The organism is Stenotrophomonas sp. Sm10, assembly GCF_030985515.1.
In the GTDB taxonomy this organism is placed as follows: Bacteria; Pseudomonadota; Gammaproteobacteria; order Xanthomonadales; family Xanthomonadaceae; genus Stenotrophomonas; species Stenotrophomonas hibiscicola.
The window spans coordinates 1-18143 of record NZ_JAPTFO010000024.1 but is presented as its reverse complement, the minus strand read 5'-3'; the positions used below and the strand labels follow the sequence as shown (position 1 = coordinate 18143).

The 18143-nt window shown below is 66.1% G+C and carries 19 protein-coding genes and 1 tRNA gene; 10 read left to right on the top strand and 10 right to left on the bottom strand.

Annotation, left to right across the window (positions count from 1 at the left end):
• Nucleotides 1–123 precede the first annotated feature (123 nt).
• On the top strand, nt 124–1503 hold the full coding sequence (locus tag O0J15_RS09050) for a PLP-dependent aminotransferase family protein (protein WP_134734720.1): 1380 nt from the start codon (nt 124–126) through the stop codon (nt 1501–1503).
• Nucleotides 1504–1637: 134 nt separating this feature from the next.
• On the top strand, nt 1638–2312 hold the full coding sequence (locus tag O0J15_RS09045) for a methyltransferase (RefSeq protein WP_308305512.1): 675 nt from the start codon (nt 1638–1640) through the stop codon (nt 2310–2312).
• Between the two features lie 3 nt (nt 2313–2315).
• On the opposite strand, the gene smqnr is transcribed toward O0J15_RS09045, so the two are convergent.
• Nucleotides 2316–2963 carry a SmQnr family pentapeptide repeat protein gene (gene smqnr / locus O0J15_RS09040; protein ID WP_171952387.1) on the bottom strand — a complete coding sequence of 216 codons (648 nt, stop codon included), beginning with the start codon at nt 2961–2963 and terminating at the stop codon, nt 2316–2318.
• A gap of 166 nt (nt 2964–3129) precedes the next feature.
• Here smqnr and O0J15_RS09035 point away from each other — a divergent pair, with 166 nt between their 5' ends.
• Together O0J15_RS09035 and O0J15_RS09030 are read left to right on the top strand one after the other, a co-directional pair.
• Entirely contained in the window at nt 3130–3906 is a 777-nt protein-coding gene (locus tag O0J15_RS09035) for a DeoR/GlpR family DNA-binding transcription regulator (protein ID WP_308305511.1), read from the top strand.
• 11 nt (nt 3907–3917) lie between these two features.
• The gene (locus O0J15_RS09030; protein ID WP_308305510.1) at nt 3918–5051 is read left to right on the top strand and encodes an MFS transporter; all 1134 of its coding nucleotides are present in this window, start codon (nt 3918–3920) and stop codon (nt 5049–5051) included.
• Nucleotides 5052–5060: 9 nt separating this feature from the next.
• Here O0J15_RS09030 and O0J15_RS09025 read toward each other — a convergent pair whose 3' ends face one another.
• The 3 genes from O0J15_RS09025 to O0J15_RS09015 all read right to left on the bottom strand — a co-directional run bounded on the left by O0J15_RS09025 (nt 5061) and on the right by O0J15_RS09015 (nt 9244).
• Nucleotides 5061–6566, bottom strand: a complete 1506-nt coding sequence (locus O0J15_RS09025; RefSeq protein WP_308305509.1) for a PepSY domain-containing protein — start codon at nt 6564–6566, stop codon at nt 5061–5063.
• An 11-nt stretch (nt 6567–6577) separates the two neighbouring features.
• On the bottom strand, nt 6578–8716 hold the full coding sequence (locus O0J15_RS09020) for a TonB-dependent receptor (RefSeq protein ID WP_308305508.1): 2139 nt from the start codon (nt 8714–8716) through the stop codon (nt 6578–6580).
• 129 nt (nt 8717–8845) lie between these two features.
• A complete protein-coding gene (locus tag O0J15_RS09015) occupies nt 8846–9244 on the bottom strand; it encodes a DUF2946 family protein (protein WP_308305527.1) in 399 nt (132 codons plus the stop codon).
• Between the two features lie 241 nt (nt 9245–9485).
• Here O0J15_RS09015 and O0J15_RS09010 point away from each other — a divergent pair, with 241 nt between their 5' ends.
• Complete coding sequence (locus tag O0J15_RS09010) at nt 9486–10061, top strand: hypothetical protein (RefSeq protein WP_155029046.1); 576 nt, start codon at nt 9486–9488, stop codon at nt 10059–10061.
• 239 nt (nt 10062–10300) lie between these two features.
• Nucleotides 10301–11200 carry an XVIPCD domain-containing protein gene (locus O0J15_RS09005; protein WP_308305507.1) on the top strand — a complete coding sequence of 300 codons (900 nt, stop codon included), beginning with the start codon at nt 10301–10303 and terminating at the stop codon, nt 11198–11200.
• Between the two features lie 34 nt (nt 11201–11234).
• Here the strand turns inward: O0J15_RS09005 and O0J15_RS09000 are convergent, their stop codons facing one another.
• Nucleotides 11235–11615, bottom strand: a complete 381-nt coding sequence (locus O0J15_RS09000; protein WP_308305506.1) for a tautomerase family protein — start codon at nt 11613–11615, stop codon at nt 11235–11237.
• Between the two features lie 564 nt (nt 11616–12179).
• On the opposite strand from O0J15_RS09000, the gene O0J15_RS08995 reads away from it, so the two are divergent.
• The 4 genes from O0J15_RS08995 (at nt 12180) to O0J15_RS08980 (ending at nt 14485) form a co-directional block, all read left to right on the top strand.
• Nucleotides 12180–12587, top strand: coding sequence for a hypothetical protein (locus O0J15_RS08995; RefSeq protein ID WP_111098580.1), 408 nt, complete (start codon nt 12180–12182; stop codon nt 12585–12587).
• A 52-nt stretch (nt 12588–12639) separates the two neighbouring features.
• On the top strand, nt 12640–13203 hold the full coding sequence (locus O0J15_RS08990) for a hypothetical protein (RefSeq protein ID WP_100447860.1): 564 nt from the start codon (nt 12640–12642) through the stop codon (nt 13201–13203).
• Nucleotides 13204–13610: 407 nt separating this feature from the next.
• Nucleotides 13611–14225: an RHS repeat-associated core domain-containing protein gene (locus tag O0J15_RS08985; protein WP_308305505.1), complete on the top strand. Its 615-nt coding sequence runs from the start codon at nt 13611–13613 to the stop codon at nt 14223–14225.
• Between the two features lie 2 nt (nt 14226–14227).
• Nucleotides 14228–14485 (top strand): hypothetical protein, encoded by a 258-nt coding sequence (locus O0J15_RS08980; RefSeq protein ID WP_021202623.1) that lies wholly within the window; start codon nt 14228–14230, stop codon nt 14483–14485.
• 159 nt (nt 14486–14644) lie between these two features.
• On the opposite strand, the gene O0J15_RS08975 is transcribed toward O0J15_RS08980, so the two are convergent.
• The 5 genes from O0J15_RS08975 to mltG form a co-directional block, all read right to left on the bottom strand.
• Nucleotides 14645–14719, bottom strand: a tRNA-Val gene (locus tag O0J15_RS08975).
• 175 nt (nt 14720–14894) lie between these two features.
• Nucleotides 14895–15248, bottom strand: a complete 354-nt coding sequence (locus O0J15_RS08970) for a PilZ domain-containing protein (RefSeq protein WP_004146965.1) — start codon at nt 15246–15248, stop codon at nt 14895–14897.
• A complete protein-coding gene (locus O0J15_RS08965; protein ID WP_155029044.1) occupies nt 15245–16201 on the bottom strand; it encodes a DNA polymerase III subunit delta' in 957 nt (318 codons plus the stop codon). The genes O0J15_RS08970 and O0J15_RS08965 overlap by 4 nt, the downstream gene beginning before the upstream one ends.
• On the bottom strand, nt 16198–16863 hold the full coding sequence (gene tmk / locus O0J15_RS08960; RefSeq protein ID WP_019659493.1) for a dTMP kinase: 666 nt from the start codon (nt 16861–16863) through the stop codon (nt 16198–16200). The genes O0J15_RS08965 and tmk overlap by 4 nt, the downstream gene beginning before the upstream one ends.
• On the bottom strand, nt 16860–17921 hold the full coding sequence (gene mltG, locus O0J15_RS08955) for an endolytic transglycosylase MltG (RefSeq protein WP_019659494.1): 1062 nt from the start codon (nt 17919–17921) through the stop codon (nt 16860–16862). Before mltG ends, tmk begins: the two co-directional genes overlap by 4 nt.
• Nucleotides 17922–18143 lie beyond the last annotated feature (222 nt).

Genomic DNA, 18143 nt, shown 5'->3' with positions numbered 1-18143 from the left:
CTGAAGGTGCCGGACGATGCCTGGCTGCACCTGTATGGAAGCATCCAGCGCGGAACGACCCCAGCTACAATCCAGTACAGCCGCAAGTAACTGTACTGCCCACACTTCCACTACGGTTCCACCATGCCGCGCCCGCTCACCCGCATCGAATCGGTCATCCAGACCGTCCGCACCCGCATCAGTGCACGGGTGGATGGCCCCGGCTCCCGCCTGCCTTCGGTACGTGCGCAGGCAGCGACCATGGGAGTTTCAGTCTCCACCGTGGTCGAGGCCTACGAGCGCCTGGCGGCCGAAGGCCTGATCAGTGCACGCGCAGGCTCGGGCTTCTACGTCAGTGGCCCGGCCGCACCGCTGGCGCTGGCCGAAATGGAGCCGCGGCTGGACCGCGCGGTGGATCCGTTGTGGGTATCACGACAATCGCTGGAAACGCCCGCGGGCGATCTCAAGCCAGGGTGCGGCTGGATGCCCAGTGACTGGCTGTATCACGATGGCGTGCGCCGCGGCCTGCGCGGGCTGGCGCGTGCCGATGCCATGCAACTGGTGGACTACGCCGGCCCGCTCGGGCTGCCCGCGTTGCGCCAGCTGCTGCAAAGGCGCAGCGCCTCGCTTGGCATCGATGCACCGATGGAGCAGATCCTGCTGACCGAATCCGGTACGCACGCGGTCGATCTGCTCTGCCGTTTCCTGCTCAAGCCCGGCGACTGCGTGCTGGTCGATGACCCGAGCTACTTCAACTACCACGCGCTGCTGAAGGCGCACCAGGTACAGGCAGTGGGTGTGCCGTACACGCCCACCGGCCCGGACCTGGAGGCGTTCGCGCAAGCCCTGCAGGCGCATTCGCCGCGGCTGTACATCACCAATTCCGGACTGCACAACCCGACCGGCGCGGTGCTTTCAGCCAACACCGCGCACCGCCTGCTGGGCCTGGCCGAACGCAGCGAGCTGATCATCGTCGAGGACGACATCTTCGCCGACTTCGAACTGCAGCCGGCACCGCGGCTGGCCGCGCTCGATGGACTGTCACGGGTGATCCACGTCGGCAGTTTCTCCAAGACGCTGTCGGCAGCGTCGCGCTGCGGCTACATCGCTGCGCGCCACGACTGGATAGAGGCATTGACCGACCTGAAGCTGGCCACCAGCTTTGGCGGCGGCCATCTGGCCGCGCAGTTGATGCACATCGCGCTGACCGATAGCGGTTACCGCCGCCACATGCAGTCGATCCGTTCGCGACTGGCCGATGCACGCCGTCACACACTGCGGAAACTGCAGACGCTGGGCATCACGCCGTGGCTGCAGCCGGAAGCCGGCCTGTTCCTGTGGTGCCAGCTGCCCGATGGCCGCGACGCCACCGCACTGGCGCGGCACTGCCTGCGCGAGGGCATCGTGCTGGCGCCGGGCAACGCGTTCAGCCAGTCGCAGCGCGCGGCCGACTATCTGCGCTTCAACGTTTCGCAGTGCCAGGACCCGAGAATCTGGCAGGTACTGGCGCGCGCGCTGCGCTGAGCCGGGAATGCGCGACCAGCGCAGCCACCACCATGCGTACGCCCCGCAACTGGCCGCGACGATGCGGCAGCGGCGCGCAACGCCTCTTGCGCGCCGCGCTACAGTGGCATGTCCTCCGCCGCAGGAATCCGCGCATGTCCACGTTCTCCGATCCGCAGGCGGTGGCCCGCTATGCCGAAGCGCCGCTGCGCCAGGTGCCCGGTTTCCTCGCGTTGCAGCAGATGACCCGCCTGCTGCTGGCCGAACACGTTCCCGCACAGGGCCGCGTGCTGGTACTCGGCGCCGGGGGCGGGCTTGAGCTGAAGGCCTTTGCCGAAGCGCAGCCGGGCTGGCAGCTGCTGGGTGTGGATCCGGCCGCGCCGATGCTGGCCCTGGCCGAGCAGACACTGGGTCCGCTGATGCCGCGCGTGCAGCTGCTGGAAGGTTACATCGACGATGCGCCCGATCTGCGCTTCGATGGTGCCAGCTGCCTGCTGACCCTGCACTTCCTCGATGCCGCGCAGCGCCTGCACACGCTGCGCGGGCTGCACAGGCGCCTGCAGCCCGGCGCACCGCTGGTGGTGGCCCACCACAGCGTGCCGCAGGATCCGGCCGGCAAGCTGCGCTGGTTGCAGCGCTACGCCGCGTTCGCCGAAGCCTCGGGGGTTGCCCACGCCGATGCACAGCGCGCGATCGACGCCATTGCCGAGCGGTTGCCGCTGCTGGCCCCCGAACAGGAGGTCGCGCTGATGCAGGAGGCCGGCTTCGATGGCGTGGAGCTGTTCTATGCGGGCTTCAGCTTCAAGGGCTGGGTGGCGTACGCCGGGTGATGTCTACGGCACCACGGTGATGCCGATCCGCTGCATCAACAGCGCCACCTGCTGCACGTCCAGCGTGGCGCCACGCAGGTTGGTGCTGCGCAGGTCCAGCTCGCCCAGATCGGAATTGGTCAGGTCGCAGTCGGTGAAGTTGGCGCTGTTCCAGTCGATTCCCTCGAACTGGCCACCGGACAGGTCCGAGCCCGCGAAGCTTGCGCCACTCACGTTCGCACCGTCCCAGCGGTTCTCCCACAGTTCGCATTTCTCCAGCGTGACCCGCGAGAAATTGGCATAGCGCAGGTTCGACTTCTTGATGAAGGCGCTGCAGAACCAGCTGCGCGTGGTGATCTGGTTCATGAAGCTGGCGTTGCTGAAATCCGCACCCTGCGCGCGGCACTCGCTGATCTCCAGGCCCAGCGCCTTGATGAAGTTGAAGTGGCACATGCTGATGTCGCAGCTGCGGAAACTGGCTTCCTTCAATGTGGCGCCATTGAAGCGGCAGCCGCTGCGGCTGTCGGCATCGTAGAAGCTGCAGTTGATGAACTCGGTGGCGGTCAGGTCGGCACCGGAAAAATCGCACTCATGGAACTGCTGGTCGACCACTTTCTGGCCGGTGTATTGGTGCGCGCCGATGCGCAGCTTGCGGTGAACGGTGGGGGACATCAGGGATTCCATGCCAGGTGCCCCGCCATCATGCCGGGCCGCGAGGGCGATCCATAGACGTGGGCGTGGGCGTGGGCGGATTCACCGGCAGTCCAGCCGCCCTGTGTCCCCCCAATGCCACATGCACGTTGTTGCACGTTAATGCACGAACGTGCAGACTTGCAGCATGAGCTCCGATCCCAGCCCCCTCCCCGCCCAGCGCACCCGGCAGATCCTGGAGGAACTGCGCCAGCAGGGCCGCGTGGTCGCCGCCGAGCTGGCGCGCCGCTATGCCGTGTCCGAAGATTCGATCCGCCGCGATCTGCGCGAACTGGCCGCACAGGGCATGTGCCAGCGCGTTTACGGTGGCGCCGTGCTGCCACCGCCCAAGGAACGCCCGCTGCGCGAGCGCCTGACCCGCGACCGCGGCGACAAGGCCGAGCTGGCCGCCCGCGTCTGCGCGTTGCTGCAACCCAATCAGGTTGTACTGCTCGATGCCGGTTCAACCAACCTGGCGATCGCCCAGCAGTTGCCGCCCGCCCTCGGCTTGACGGTGATCACCAATGCGCCACAGATCGCCACGGCCGCCAGCCTGCTTGAAGGCACCTCGGTGCAGCTGATCGGCGGCCGCCTGGCCAGCGGTGGCGGTGCGGTCGGCGCAGAAGCACTGGCCCAGGTGCAGCGCCTGCGCGCCGACGTGTACCTGCCCGGCCCCTGCGCGGTGGACGGCGATACTGGTGTATGGGCAATGGATGCAGAAGAGGCCACGCTGAAGCGCGCGATGGTCGCGTGCAGCAGCCGCGTCATCGTCGCCGCCACGACTGAAAAGCTGGGTGCACGCGGCAACTGGCAGATTGCCAGCCTGGACGAGATCGACGACCTGGTGCTCACCACCTCGGCCCCGCCGGCGCTGGCGGCACGCTTCCGCGCCGCAGGCATCGCGGTACACCCCACTCCGCCGTGACCGTACCGCTCATGTCCCTTGCCAACCGCGCGCGTGCCGAACAGCACGCGACCCGCGCTGCGTTCTTCATTCCCGGCTTCGCCACCGCGCTGTGGGCCACGCTGGTGCCGTTCGCCAAGGCACGCACCAGGATCAACGACGCCACGCTGGGGCTGGTACTGCTCTGCCTCGGTGCCGGTTCGCTGCTGGCAATGCCGTTGTCCGGCGTGCTGGCCGCGCGCCTGGGTTGCCGGCGGGTGATGGTGGCCAGCAGCCTGCTGATCTGCCTGACCGTGCCCGGCCTGGCGCTGGCCGGTTCGGCTTGGACACTCGGGCTGGTCCTGTTCGTGTTCGGTGCCGCCGTGGGCGCAATGGACTGCACGATGAACGTGCAGGCCGTCATCGTCGAGCGCGAAGCACGGCGCGTGATGATGTCCGGCTTCCATGCCTTCTTCAGCATCGGTGGTTTCCTCGGCGCGGCCACCATGACCGTGCTGCTGTCCGCACAGCTGCCGCCCTTGGCATCGGTGCTGATCGGCGTTGGCGCCATGCTGCTGGTGATGCTGTTGTCGGCAGCGCACTGGCACAGCGAACGCATGCCGCACGACACACCGATGCTGGCCCTGCCGCACGGCATCGTGCTGTTCATCGGCGTGCTGGCGTTCGTCGCCTTCCTCGGTGAAGGCGCGATGCTCGACTGGAGCGCGGTGTTCCTCAGCGATGTGCGGCGCGTCGATGCCAGCCTGGCCGGCGTCGGCTACGTGACCTTCACCCTGACCATGACCGTGGCGCGCCTGTTCGGCGACGCACTGGTGGCGCGCGTGGGCCGCCAGCGCGCGATCGTCTTCGGTGCTCTGCTTGCCGCTGCGGGCGTGCTGGTGCTGACCCTGGTCACGCCGTGGCAGGCGTCGCTGGTCGGCTACGTGTTGGTCGGCCTCGGTTGCGCCAACATCGCGCCGGCGCTGTTCTCGCTGGCCGGCCACCAGACCCGCATGCCCGGCGCGCTGGCGATCACTGCCGTGTCCACGCTCGGCTTTGCCGGCATCCTTGCCGGACCGGCACTGATCGGCTTCGCCGCAGACCATTTCGGCCTGATCGCCGCGTTCGTCGGCGTGGCCACGGCCTTGTTGCTGGTGGCGGTGTCCACGCGCTGGCTGCGGGTGTAGCCCAGGGCATCAGCGCCGCCTGCGCCGCAGCTTCATCCGCAAGCGCCGATAGCCGATCACCGTCGCCGTGGCACACAGTGCGGTGCCAGCAGCGCTCAGCAGCAGCAGCACCGCCAGCCGGGCACCTTCCTGGCGCAGCATCGCCGGCAGGTCCCAGCTGTGCAGGAAGTAGAACAACCAGCGCCCCACCCGCTCGCGATGCCCCATCGTCAGCAACGGATCGCCGGTCGCCAGATCGAGGTAGACGCGCGTCGCCTCCGCATCGCCAAAGTCGACCACCGCCACCGGGAAGCGGCGTTCCGCTGCGCCGTTCATGGCCTCGGGCGCACGCGGATAGAAGTGGGCATCCGCTGCATGCTGCACCATGAAACCCTGCATGGGCGCAGCGGACAGCGCCCGCACCTTCTGCTGCAGCCACGCGGCCGGCAGCAACCGCGCAACCTGCAGGCGCCCATGGGTGCTGGACACGATGCGGGTGCCGCCCTTCCCATCCAGCAGCACCGCGAACAGCTCACCACCGATCCGTCGCCACTGGATCTCCACCGGCCGGAAGCACTCAGCATCGGCCACCGCCAGAAGCTTCGCCGGATCGCCCAACGCGCCATCCACCGCCACCGCGCCGCCACGATAGCGCCCACCGTCGATGGCAGCATGCGTGCTGCTGAAGACACCCAATGGATTCATCGACATCAGGCCACTGAAGATCCAGGTGAACACGAAGGCCGCTGCCACCAGACCGATCAGATGGTGCCAGCGCATCCACGGCTCGACGTACGGTGTCTTCGCACCGGAACGATAGTGCCCACGGAAACGCCAGCGCCACACACCCACCACGATGCCGCTGACCGCCGCCAGCGTGCACAGTGCGGACAGCACGATCACCACCCACGTCCACACCGGGTCCACCGACTGCATGCGCAGGAAATACAACCAGTGCAGCCAGGCGCCCACATAGTTCCAGCGCTGCTGCATATGCGGCGCGTCCAGCACGACTTCACCGGTACGCGAGGACACATACAGGTCGCCCGGTTGCTCACCGCCCACCTCGACGCGATACAGCGGCCGATGCGCGTCCAGTGCACGCGAATGCGTCCAGCGGTCCTCGTCCACGCGCATCGCACCCACAAAGGCCGGGCCGCCCGCGAACTGTGCAGCGGACGCTTCGGCACGCTGTGCCGACACCGGCAGCAGCGCCTGGCCGGTCACGGCAGACCAGGCGCCCACATTGCTGCCACTTCGCACCACATACGCCGGCTCGCCGCGTAGCGTGGTCAATGCCACAGCCTCCGGCTCGGCCTGCACGGCGGCAGGCAGTACCGACAGCCCCTGCAGGTCGCGGGCCTCACCCAGCACCGGCAACGCCGCCAGCCGCTCGCCGGGCGTCAGCTTCGGGTAACCAATGAACAGCATCACCATGCCACTCACGAACCACAGCAGCATCAGCAGGCACCCACCAATGCCCAGCCAGCGATGCACCAGGTAGGTCCAGCGCCTGGCGGTGGATCGCAGCGTCATGGCCGGCCTCCTCAGAAGCGATGGTCGACGGTGAATTCGACGCGCCGGTCCGCACCCAGCAGCCATTGCGTGCTGGTGTAGTACGCGGTGGCGTAGTACGCCTTGTCGAACACGTTGAACAACCGCGCGGACAGCCGCGTGCGCGGTGCCGCCTGCCAGGTCAGTGCCAGGTCGGTGGTGCTGTAGCCGGGCAGCTCCAGTGTGTTGGCGTTGTCGGCGTAGCGCTTGCCGACGTAACGCACGCCACCCGCCGCACTCCAGTCCGGTGCGAACTGCCAGTTCAGCCACATACTGGCCAGGCGCTCGGCTACGTTCGACGGCACGTTGCCATCACGCGATACCAGCACCGCCGGCGAACCCGTGGTTTCCAGGAAGTTCTCGAACTCGGCCTTCAGCACCGTCGCGTTGGCATCGAGCGACCAGTGCGGCGCGACGTTCCAGGTCAACGACGCTTCAATACCGCGCGAGGTCTGCGCGCCCACCTGCACGCGGCGATCCGGCACCAGCGGATCGCGGCTGAGCAGCCCGGTCTTGCGGATGCAGTACGCCGCCAGCGTCCACTCGCCACCGTCGAAGGCCTGCTTCAGGCCCACCTCGATCTGCCGCCCCTTGGCCAGATCGAATGCTCCATTCGCGGGGCTGATCATCAGCAGCCCGCTGACCGGATCTGCCGCCTGCGAATACTGCGCATACAGGCTCAGCGTCGGCTGCAGCGCGAATACCGTACCCGCACGCCAGCCGGTGCTGCTGTAGGTCTTCGAGAACGCGTTCTGGCCACTGATCAGATCGGTGCGATCGATGCGCGCGCGGTCGTGGCGCAGCCCACCCAGTACCGACCAGCGTTCGCTCAACGCCAGCCGGTCCTCCACGAACAGCGCGTACTGCTCGGCGCGGTTGCGATAGCGCGGCAGGTTCGGCGCGTCGCTGGCGAACTGGCCCGGCACCGGATCGAACGGATCGACCGGGCCCGAGCTGCCGGCATAGGTGTTGTTGGTGTGCTTGAAGTGCGCGCGGTTGGCATCCAGGCCCACCGCGAAGTTGTTCTGCAGGCCACCCGCCGTTCCCTGCACGCGCAGCGTCGAGGTCAGTCCGGTCTGGTCCTGGTTGTGGGTGATCTCGGTATTGCCCGAGCGATCGATCAAGCCGGTAGCGCGGTTGTAGACATAGACCTCGGCATTGCGCCAGTCACGCTGGCTGTCGATCTGGTAGACGCGGGTTCGCCATTCCACGTTCGCGTTCGGTGTCCACAGCGCGTCGAGCTGGGTCCAGCGGTCGCGGAAGCGGATCTCGCTGTCATCGACGTTGTAGTTGCGGTGGCGCAGCGCCTCCAGTTGGCGGCCCTCGACCAGCGGCGTGCCGAAGTAGCGCATGGGTTGCTGGTAGCCCTGCGCATGGGTGAGCGTCAGCTGCAGGTCCGCACGTGGCTGCCACAGCAACGCACCGGAGAATGTCGCGTCACTGTTGCGCCCACGATCAACCCAGCCACCGCTGTAGTTGCCACTCACATCCAGCCGGTAGGCCAGCTCGGGCGACAGCGCGCCACCGCTGCCGAAGCCCAGCCGCGCGGTGTCCTCGCTGCCCACGGTTACGCTGATCTCGTTTTCGATGGCGCCGCGCGTGGGCTTCTTCGGCACGATGTTGATCACCCCGCCGATCGCACCATCGCCATGGATGACCGAGGCCGGCCCGCGCAGTACTTCGATGCGCTCGATCGACCAGGTATCGAACGGGAAGGTGATGCCCACGCCGCCGTACTGTCGCAGCCCGTCGTACAGCCGCATCACCGAAGCACCGTCGGTGAAGCCGCGGCTGGACAGCGCACTCAGGCCATTGCCCGGATGCGGCATTGCACTGATCGCACCCGCTCGGCTGATCGCATCGTTGAGGTTGCTGTCGCCGCGCTGATCCAGCTGTTCGCGCGAAATTACCGTCAGGCTGGCCGGCGTCTGCAGCACGCTCAGGCCCAATGCAGAGCCGGCGCTGGCGGTGGAGGACAGCTCGCCGCTGCGGGTATCGACCACCCGCACGGTCTCCAGCGTGGTCGGGGGTGCCGCGTCGGCGGCAAGCAGGGGCGCGGCATGCAGGAGCAACGCGCACAGGACAGGCAGCGTCGCCCGGCGCAGGCGCGCGGACTTGGGGTTCGTTTTCATTTTTTCACGGCATGCAAGGCCACCCCGCGATGGCAGGGCAGCAATCAGAAAGGGACAAACACGCGCGTGCGGGTACCGGCCGTGGCCGGCAACCTCATGGAAAAACGATCAATGCAACGCGCGTGCGGCTTAGACGGCCATCAAGGCCGGCGGCCCACGCGCTCCCAATGTGCCGCTGAGCCGTTGCGGCAACGTCTGCACCGCACCGCGCAACGCGCGGCACACCGGAGCCATCGGCATCAACAGCAGCACTGCCGCCACCAACAGGGTGATCAACCGCGCTGCAATCAGGCAGTAATCACAATCCACGCCCATCTCATGATCGGCATGCGGATCGGCGGGCGGCTTCTTTGCGGTCTCGCCGTGCGGCATCGCCATCGCGTGATGGTCGTGGTGCCCTTCCAACGCGTGCTGCGCATGTTCTGCCTGCATTGCGTGGTCCATGGCCGCCACCGGCGTTGCAGCGGCAGCCACGTGACCATGCGCCAGCCAGCGGCTCACCAGCGGGGCAAGCAGCACCAGCAGCATGGCAAGCCATGCCAGGGCCTGGAACCGGCGGTGGAGAACAGAACGGCGCACGTCGCCATTCTACGGGGCCATGGCCAACCTTGGACCCCGTTCAGGGTTTGCCCCCTGCGACACGGTGACGCAGGAGCTCGCCTCGCGCGGCGACATGTGAATGCACCACACCGCGGTCCCTGCGCTTGCGGGCTCTGCCTCGCCAACGTTAGGGTTCAATTGGCCACGGCAAGGAGCCAGAGGAATCTGCATGACCACCCGCATCACACACCGGCAGCGCATCAGCCTGCTCGGCCTGACCGCGCTGCTTGCTGCCTGCGCCGACAAGGGGCCGCCCCCACCGCCAGAGCCGCTGGAACTCTCACAGCCCATCGCCGTGGACGCGACCGGCCAGCAGGTGCAGTTCGAGTTCGAAACCACGGCGCGCAATTTTGCCAGCTACCGCACTTATGCGGTGGAACTGGATCTGCAGCACGTCTCCCCATCGCCAGATGCTGCTTCTCCGCGCGACCTGCACATTCCTTTACGCGTTGGACTTCAGCAATGGTCCGGCGGCACTTGGCAGCCGCTGGCAAGCCCCGACGCGTATCAGATCGCACAGTCGCAATCTGGCCAGCCACTGCCAGACTGGCACCGCGGTAAGGGTCTGAACTACGCCCAGATCCAACGGGGCAGCGATGGCGCATACCGATTGCATGTCGCGTTGCTGCCGTTGCAGGCGCATGGCCGGTATCGGGTCCAGGTCAGCACGGTTGAAGACATCGCACCACTTCGTGGCGCAAGCGCCAGGATGCTGATTCACGAATCGCGTCCGCTCGCCAAGTAGCACAGCGCCTTCGTACACCTTCCAGGAGGAACACCACGCACATGGACAAGCCACGCTACATCGTCGATATCGTCATTGCGGCACCGGGTACACCGCTTCTCGTCCCCGTAACGCAGCAGCCGCTGAGCAATCCGGATGGTTCCCCGCAGACATCCGGGCCCGGTCACATGTTCTACGTCCTGCGAGCACCGGGAAAAGATCCGGCGAGCTACGGCTTTGCACCGATCAAGCACGGCAGCATGAACGGACCGGGCGACATCGTGGACAGCGATGCAAAGACCTACAAGAACCCACATTACACGCGCTCTCTGGAAATCACCGAAGCCCAGTACAACAAGCTCAAGGCGTTCGGCGACGATCCAGTGAAGTACGGCTTCAGCAAGCACTATGCCGACGTGCGCCACAACTGCGTGGACTTCACCTGGGGCGCATTGAATCATGCCGGCATCCAGCGCAAGCACAGCCTGGACGTGAACAGCATCGGCGGCCCCGTCGGCCAGTTGCTGCCCGATGTCCGCATTCCGCTGGGCGTCCAGTCACAGGGCAAGGACGGCTATCGTCCGCTGCGCAACATCCATGGCGTGGACAGCATTGAGCCCCCTTTCCCCAACAGCGAACTCAACCGCACCACCACTCATCCCCTGCCCGAGCGCAGCTTGAAGCAGCGTCTGCTCAGCGAAACCGATGGCATTGATGGCCCCTTGAGCGAGCGTCTGGCTGCGGACGCGCGCGCACCGGGGCACAGCCTTCATGCCTTGGACCAGAAAGTGCGTACCGCACTCGCCCAGGCCAGCGAACAGCAGGGACTGCCCCCCGGCCAGGAGCACGAACGACTGGCCGGCCATCTGACCCACGCGGCGGTGCAGGCCGGCTTCGGCGAAAAGGACACGCTGCAGGTGGCATTCAGTTCAAACAGCACCGCCGAGGCACCCGGCTACGTATTCCTGCATCGCAGCGGCGACACCGCCTCGCCGGACCCTGCCGCCAATCGCCAGCGCCTGTCCCTGCTCGATACGCAGCAGGGCGACGCGGATACGCTGTATCAGCAGGCCAATGTGCAGCAGCAATCCCGCGACGCAAGCCGGCTGGCGCAGGACGAGCAACAGGCACAACAGCAGGCGTCGCCGCGCATGGCCTGACCCAGCCGCATCAGGCGCAGGCACCGTTCCCGCATCAACTCACGTACTGCGCCTGACCGTTCCCGAACGACCAGTTCTCCTTCTTCACCTCCACCAGGTTGATGAACACGTCCTCGCGGCGGATGCCCACCGCTGCATGCAGTCCATCGGCGATGCCGGCGTACAGCGCCTTCTTCTGCTCCAGCGTGCGCCCTTCGTTCCAGGTGATCTGGATGCAGATGAAGTCGTCGGTACGATCCACACCCAGGTAACCCGGGTCGTAGATCAGCGTGCCAGGTGCGTGCTCCTGGAAGATCTGGAAGCGATCGTTCTCCGGCACGCCCACCGCGCGCATGGCCTGGTAGATGGTGTCGCCGACGCGTTGCAGGTAGTCGGCGGATTTACCTTTGCGAAGATCGATGCGGGTGAGCGGCATGGTGGCACTCCAGGGTGGAAGGGCACGGCAACGGGCTGAGACTACGCCTGCCCGGGGCGGTGGGACAGCGCAGGGATGGAACCTTCTGGCTCCATGCGTGGCATGGTCCCGCCTCCGCCGCGCGGGATGACGCGATTGCCATGGTGGCATCCCTCCGGAGTCGTCATGTGCACGGTCGGCAGGGGCGGCGATGCGCGCCATCAGTGATGGGCCGCACTACTCGCGCGTGTCGAACGACACACATCGGAAAACGTCTGGCCTGCCTAGGGACAGTTGAGAATTTTCCTTACAGACCGATGTGATTGCCCGGCTTGAAGATCGCCGCGCCGAGGCAAGACGCCTTGGCCGGGATTGGCGTCTCGAAAAAGCAAACCGAACGGATAGGTTGCGCAGCAGTGCGTAGCCGCAAGAATGCACCAACTGCCCTCAATGGCGGGCGGTGTGTGGGGATCACTCGATCCGCCGGGTGATTTCTCACTCCGTTGTGTTTGCCCCGGTACGCCAACCCGCACCGTCCGCCACCTTCACTCCGGAAGGTGGCCCTACGCCAGTGAGGGTTTCGCCATGACCAACCGCACCGCCGTCCATCCCCGCCTGTACACCCTTATCGGCGACGTCGCCGCCGATGTGCCCGAAGACCTCGCACGCGAGATCGAGTGCGCCCTGAACGCGCAGAATTTGCCCGCGCAGCTGCCCACTTTCTTCGCCCGTCTCAATGCGATCAACCATGCTGACGGCGATGACGGACAGCCGTGCATCAGCCTCACCCTCGGCGCCAGCAATCACGCTTCGTTGCGCCGCTCGCTATCTGGGCTCGGCGCATTGCTCGATCTGCTGCAGGCCGCCGACCATGCGCGCAACGAAGGCGGCCCGGACGAACAGTTGGGTGCCTTCCATGTCGACGGACTGATCGTGGCCGCACGACAACTGGTGCGCGAGGCACATCATTGCCTCTCCGGCGGCGACGCCTGAGCGGCCCGGATACGCTCCCGCTACAATCGCGCAGGGAGCGCAGGAGACCGCAATGGACGCCGAACACCTGGAATACTTCAAGGCCGCACTGGAAGGCCGCGCAACCGTGGGCTGGAACGTCTGGTTCGCTGCCAACCAGCACGCGCTGGCACAACAGCTGAGCCGCCCTGCACTGCTGCGCTTGAAGTTCAGCACACTGGATGAAGCCGAACGCCTGCTGGCCGAAGCCGGCATCGTGCCCCGCAGCACAGCGGGCAAGCGCTACGAAATGTACTGCGCGCAGTTCTCGCCGGACGTGGTGGACGCGAACGGTCGCCCGCTACCGGCCCTCTGGCGCGCAGCGCACGGCGGTGCGATCGGCCTGCTGGCCGAGGGTGAGCAGGAGGCCGGCCAGGCGAAGCTGCTCGCGGAGTTCCGCCGCGTCCGCAGGCGCGGGCTGCAACAGGCTCATGAGTGGTTGGCCGATCTGTGCTTTGAAGGCGAGATGGAGCTGACCAGCGGCAATGCCGGGGTGGGCCGTAGTCTGCTGGCGGTGGTGGTGCAGGCCGGCAGCGGCCATGACCTGCTGGATGCCACGGCGATGATCGCGCGCGAGTTATTGGACGAACACGGCTGAGACAAGGCCTGTTCCCATTCACAGAAGAAAACCACTTTGTAAATGAAGGCCAGCAGTGAGCTCAGAGAATGGCTGGAACCGCTGTAGCGCAGGACTTTCCGCCCCATCCCCTGCGTGGCCCGCATCGACCAACAAGCTTCATGATCGTAATATCCGGTCAAGCCTTACTCGAAGGCGTTTTCGGGGATGCGAAGAATGCGTAGATCCAGGGATGCTGCAGGTGGTGTAATTTCGCGCTTCAGGAGATTTGAATCTCAGTTCCGCCAGTTGGCTGCCATAGGCACCTGGTTGTGCTTTGCGCTGCCGTTTGGCCTTGGCCTATTACCATCTGCCATCGCCGCAGGCCAGGAAACAGTCACTTAGTGAGCGACTCGGCCACCGGGCTGAGCTACATGCAGCAGCGGTACATGGATCCACAGTTGGGGATTTTCCTATCGGTGGACCCGGTAACGGCCTATCAGAAGCCAGTTGAACAGTTCAACCGGTATCGATATGCCAACGGAAACCCTTACAAGTTCACGGATCCTGATGGGCGGGAGAGTGGTGCAGCCTTCAAGGTAGTCAACGACGCCACGAATGGGCAACCGATTACTCCTCCGCCGAGAAATCCAAGCGATAGCCTCGGACCGGCAATTGGTGTCGCGTTAACCGCAATTCTGGCGGCTCCAGTACTCGCAGAGGGTGGTCTGGCCGCAATGGCAAATCCAGGAGCGGTAGCCACTGCGGCAGAGATTGGCGCAGGAGCCGCCGGTGTCACGGGCACTTCTGGCGCAGTAGCGGGAAAGATCACCGGCTACACTAAGCACGGCTTGAATCAGGCAATCTCCCGCGATGGAGGCAGGGGGGTCTCTGCAAAGGCCATACTATCGGCAGTGAAAGAACCCGCGAAGGTTGCCGAGCAGGCCGGCGGCAAGACGGCGTACACAGGGAAGGATGCGAAAGTAGTTTTGAACGGCGAAGGGAAGGTCATAACGGCCTTCCCGAAGAATAGCGAAGGACTGAGAGACCCGAAGGTAAAGTAAAGATGAAGAAGGATATCTCACCCAGCCTGCGCTCGCTGTTGGTTGAAATCGCAGCGAAGCACAATTTGCTCCTACCCGAGAATGGCGTCAGATACCTCGTTGAGCGTGATCGCGAGTCGCTGATTGATGCGTTGCTGGAAGAACTGTCAGAGAGCGGCTTGGGGCCTGACGATGAACCTAATCAACGAGGCATTGAGATCGAAGAAATCATTGACTTCGTCGGCCCCGTCGTTGATCGGCCCGATGCGTCGGGTGACTGAAGGCACGTTGATGCGGGCACGGCCTGATTGACGCACGGCGAAGATCAAGCGCGCCGCTGGAAGAACACGGCTGAGACGGAGCGCGCATTCGGCTGATCCTGCTGGATCGCAGGTAACAAAAAAGCCCCCATTGCTGGAGGCTTTTTTCGTTCTGCAACATGGTGGGCGGTACAGGGATCGAACCTGTGACCCTTGCCGTGTGAAGGCAATGCTCTACCGCTGAGCTAACCGCCCGGTGTGTTGCTGAGCCGCTCATTATAGGGGCTTTTCAGAGGCCGTCAACACTTTTTCACATTCGTGTTCACGGGTGTTTTCGGGGTGCGCAGCCGAGCATGGCTCGGCTCTACAGAACAGCGGGTTCACAGGCGTTTCGGGGCATGCAGCCGAGCCCAGCCCGGCGCTACCGGAATCACATCGTATGGGTCGGCTTGTCCGAGCTGGTAAGCCCGGCCAGCAGGGTCTCGATCTTGTGGCGCACGCCCTCGCCTTCGGCGCCGTCGGCCAGCTGCACGCCGATGCCGGCGGTGCGGTTGCCCTGCGCGCCAGCCGGGGTCACCCAGATCACCTTGCCGGCCACCGGCAGGCGCTCGCTGGAATCGGGCAGGGTCAGCAGCAGGAACACTTCGTCGCCCAGGAAATAGCGCTTGGGTGTGGGCACGAAGATGCCGCCATTCTTCACGAACGGCATGTACGCGCTGTACAGCGCGGCCTTGTCCTTCACAGCCAGGGACAGGATGCCCTGGCGGGCGTTGCTGGCACTCATCGATTTCCCCTTGCGGCAGGCCGCTCGTTCACCTTGTTCCAGGCCAGCAGCAACTCGACCACCGCAAGGTCTGCACGCACCGTGGTGCGCAGCAGGTCGCGGGTGCGGTTGGCCGCATCGAACCAGGCTGCAAGCTTGTGCAATCGCTCCGGCGTGGTCAAGGCATCGGTACTGGCCTGGGCCAGCGCCAGATCGGCAGCGAAGCGCAGGCGCAGCGACGCGTTGTCATCACCGCACCACTTCTGCGCCAGCTCCACCGCGCCGGTCTTGCCGGCGGCCAGCTGTTCCAGATCTCGACCGACTTCGCGGCGCAGGCTCAGGCCGTCTTCGCGCAGCCAGTTGTCGGCCTGGCCGGGATGGCCGCGGGCGGCCTCCAGCGCTTCGCGCACCGATGCTTCACTGTGGCCCAGCTGCTGCAGCCAGGCCAGTGCTTCGTGCTGCGGCGGCAGCTTGAATTCCAGTCGCTGGCAACGGCTGCGGATGGTCTGCGGCAGGCGTGCCGGATCGCTGCTGATCAGCCACAGATAGCGGCCGGGCTGCGGCTCCTCAAGCGTCTTCAGCAGCGCGTTGGCGGCCGAACGGTTGATCGCATCGGCCGGATCGACGATCACGACCTGCGCCACGCCGTACTGCGGGGTCAGCGCCAGCTTTTCGGTGATCTCGCGCACCTGCTCGATGACGATCTCGGTACGCAGCTTGTCGCCGCTCTTGTTCGGAATGAAGCTGACCAGCTGCAGGTCCGGATGGGTGCCGGCGGCGATCAGCTGGCGCGTGCGCGTGGCGTGCGTTGCATCACCCTGCGCCAGCACGTGGTCGGCCAGCGCCAGCGCCACCTCGCGCTTGCCCAGCCCGGCCGGGCCGCAGATCAGCAGGCCATGACCGAGGCGACCGGCGTCGAGCGCGGCCACGGTCTGGTCGAACGCGCGCTGCTGCCACGGCGAAAACGTGCTCATGCGCCCTCCCCGTCCTGCAGCCAACGCTCGATACGTGCGACCACATCGGCGGCCACGCGTTCCTGCACCTGGCCGGCGTCGATCAGCGCGAAGCGCTGCGGGTCCTGCTGTGCGCGGCTGCGGAACACGGCGCGCACGCGCTGGAAGAAATCGTCCTGCTCGCTCTCGATGCGGTCCGGCCACAGGTCACGGCCATTCGCGCGGGCGCGGCCCACCGCCACATCCACATCCAGCAGCAGGGTCAGGCCCGGCAGCAGGCCGACCGCGCGGCGCTCCAGGTCGGCAATCCACTGCGGATCCAGGCCACGGCCGCCGCCCTGGTAGGCGTAGCTGGAATCGGTGAAGCGATCGCTCAGCACGTAGGCACCGCGCTGCAGCGCCGGCCGGATCACCTGGCGCACATGCTGGGCGCGTGCGGCGAACACCAGCAGCAACTCGGCTTCGGCGCTGAGCGGCTCGGCAGCGATCTCGGCATCAGGCTTCAGCACCAGGCCGCGGATGCGCTCGGCCAGTGGCGTACCGCCCGGCTCGCGGGTCAGCACCACCTCGTGGCCGTGGCTGCGCAGGCAGTCACGGATGGCATTGATGGCGGTGGTCTTCCCCGCGCCCTCGCCGCCTTCCAGGCTGACGAAACGCGGGTGACGAAGCAGCGCGGGACTCATTGCGCCGGGATCTCCTGGGTACGTTGCTGGCGCAGCTGCTGCAGGTAGCGGGCTACGGCGGCGTTGTGCTGCTCCAGGCTGGGCGAGAACACGTGAGCGCCGCTGCCGTCGCCCACGGCGACGAAGTACAGCGCGTCGCCGGCGGCCGGCTGCGCGGCGGCCATCAGCGCGTCGCGACTGGGCATGGCGATCGGGGTCGGGGTCAGGCCCGCACGGGTATAGGTGTTGTACGGCGTATCGGTGGTCAGGTCGCGGCGGCGGATGTTGCCGTCATACGCGGCACCGATGCCGTAGATCACGGTCGGGTCGGTCTGCAGGCGCATGCCGATCTTCAGGCGGCGCATGAACACGCCGGCGATCTGCGGGCGCTCGCTGGCCAGCGCGGTTTCCTTCTCGATGATCGACGCCAGCGTCAGCAGTTCGTAGGGCGTGTTGATCGGCAGGTCCGGCGCGCGGCTTTCCCAGGCTTCGTCCAGCGCCTTTTCCATTGCGGCGTGGGCGCGCTTGAGCACGTCCAGATCACTGTCGCCGCGCTGGTAGACGTAGGTCTCCGGCAGGAAGCGGCCTTCCGGGTGCTGGCCACCGAAGCCGAGGCGCTGCATCAACGCGGCGTCATCCAGGGTATCGGTGGTGTGCAGCAGCGGCTCGGCGCGCTTGAGTGCAGCACGCAGCTGGCGGATGTTCCAGCCCTCGACAATGGTGACGCGGTGCTGCAACACCTTGCCGGCGCGCATGCGCAGCAACAGCTCGCGCGGGGTCAGCTCGCCACTGAGCGCGTACTCGCCCACCTTCAGCTTGCCGGCCGCATCGAGCTGGCGCGCCAGCAGTTGCCACTGGGTGTCCTGGCCCTCGTCCACGCCGGCATCGCGCAGCTTGCGCAGCACGCTGTTCATGCCATCGCCGCTGGCGATGACCACGCTCTCGGCGGTCGGGGTGATCGGGGCATCGGCGAACCGGGTCTGCTGGTAGAAGAACCACGCGCCCGCGCCGGCCACGACGGCGGCCAGCACCACCACCAGCGTTACCACGAACAGACACCCGCGCTTGGCTCCCGCCATGGACTACCTCTGAACTCGATTCCGTCGTGCAGGATACCGTGCCGGTGGATTGGGGTCATGACCGGGGTGGCGTCGCCGTGCCGACCGACGGTCGGCACCCACCACAATCCATGCCTGGCGCGGCGATCAGTAGATCCACGCCATGCGTGGATGAATGGCCATGGAGGACTCCGTGCCGACCAACGGTCGGCACCCACCGTGGGGGAATGGCGTTTGCGGCCC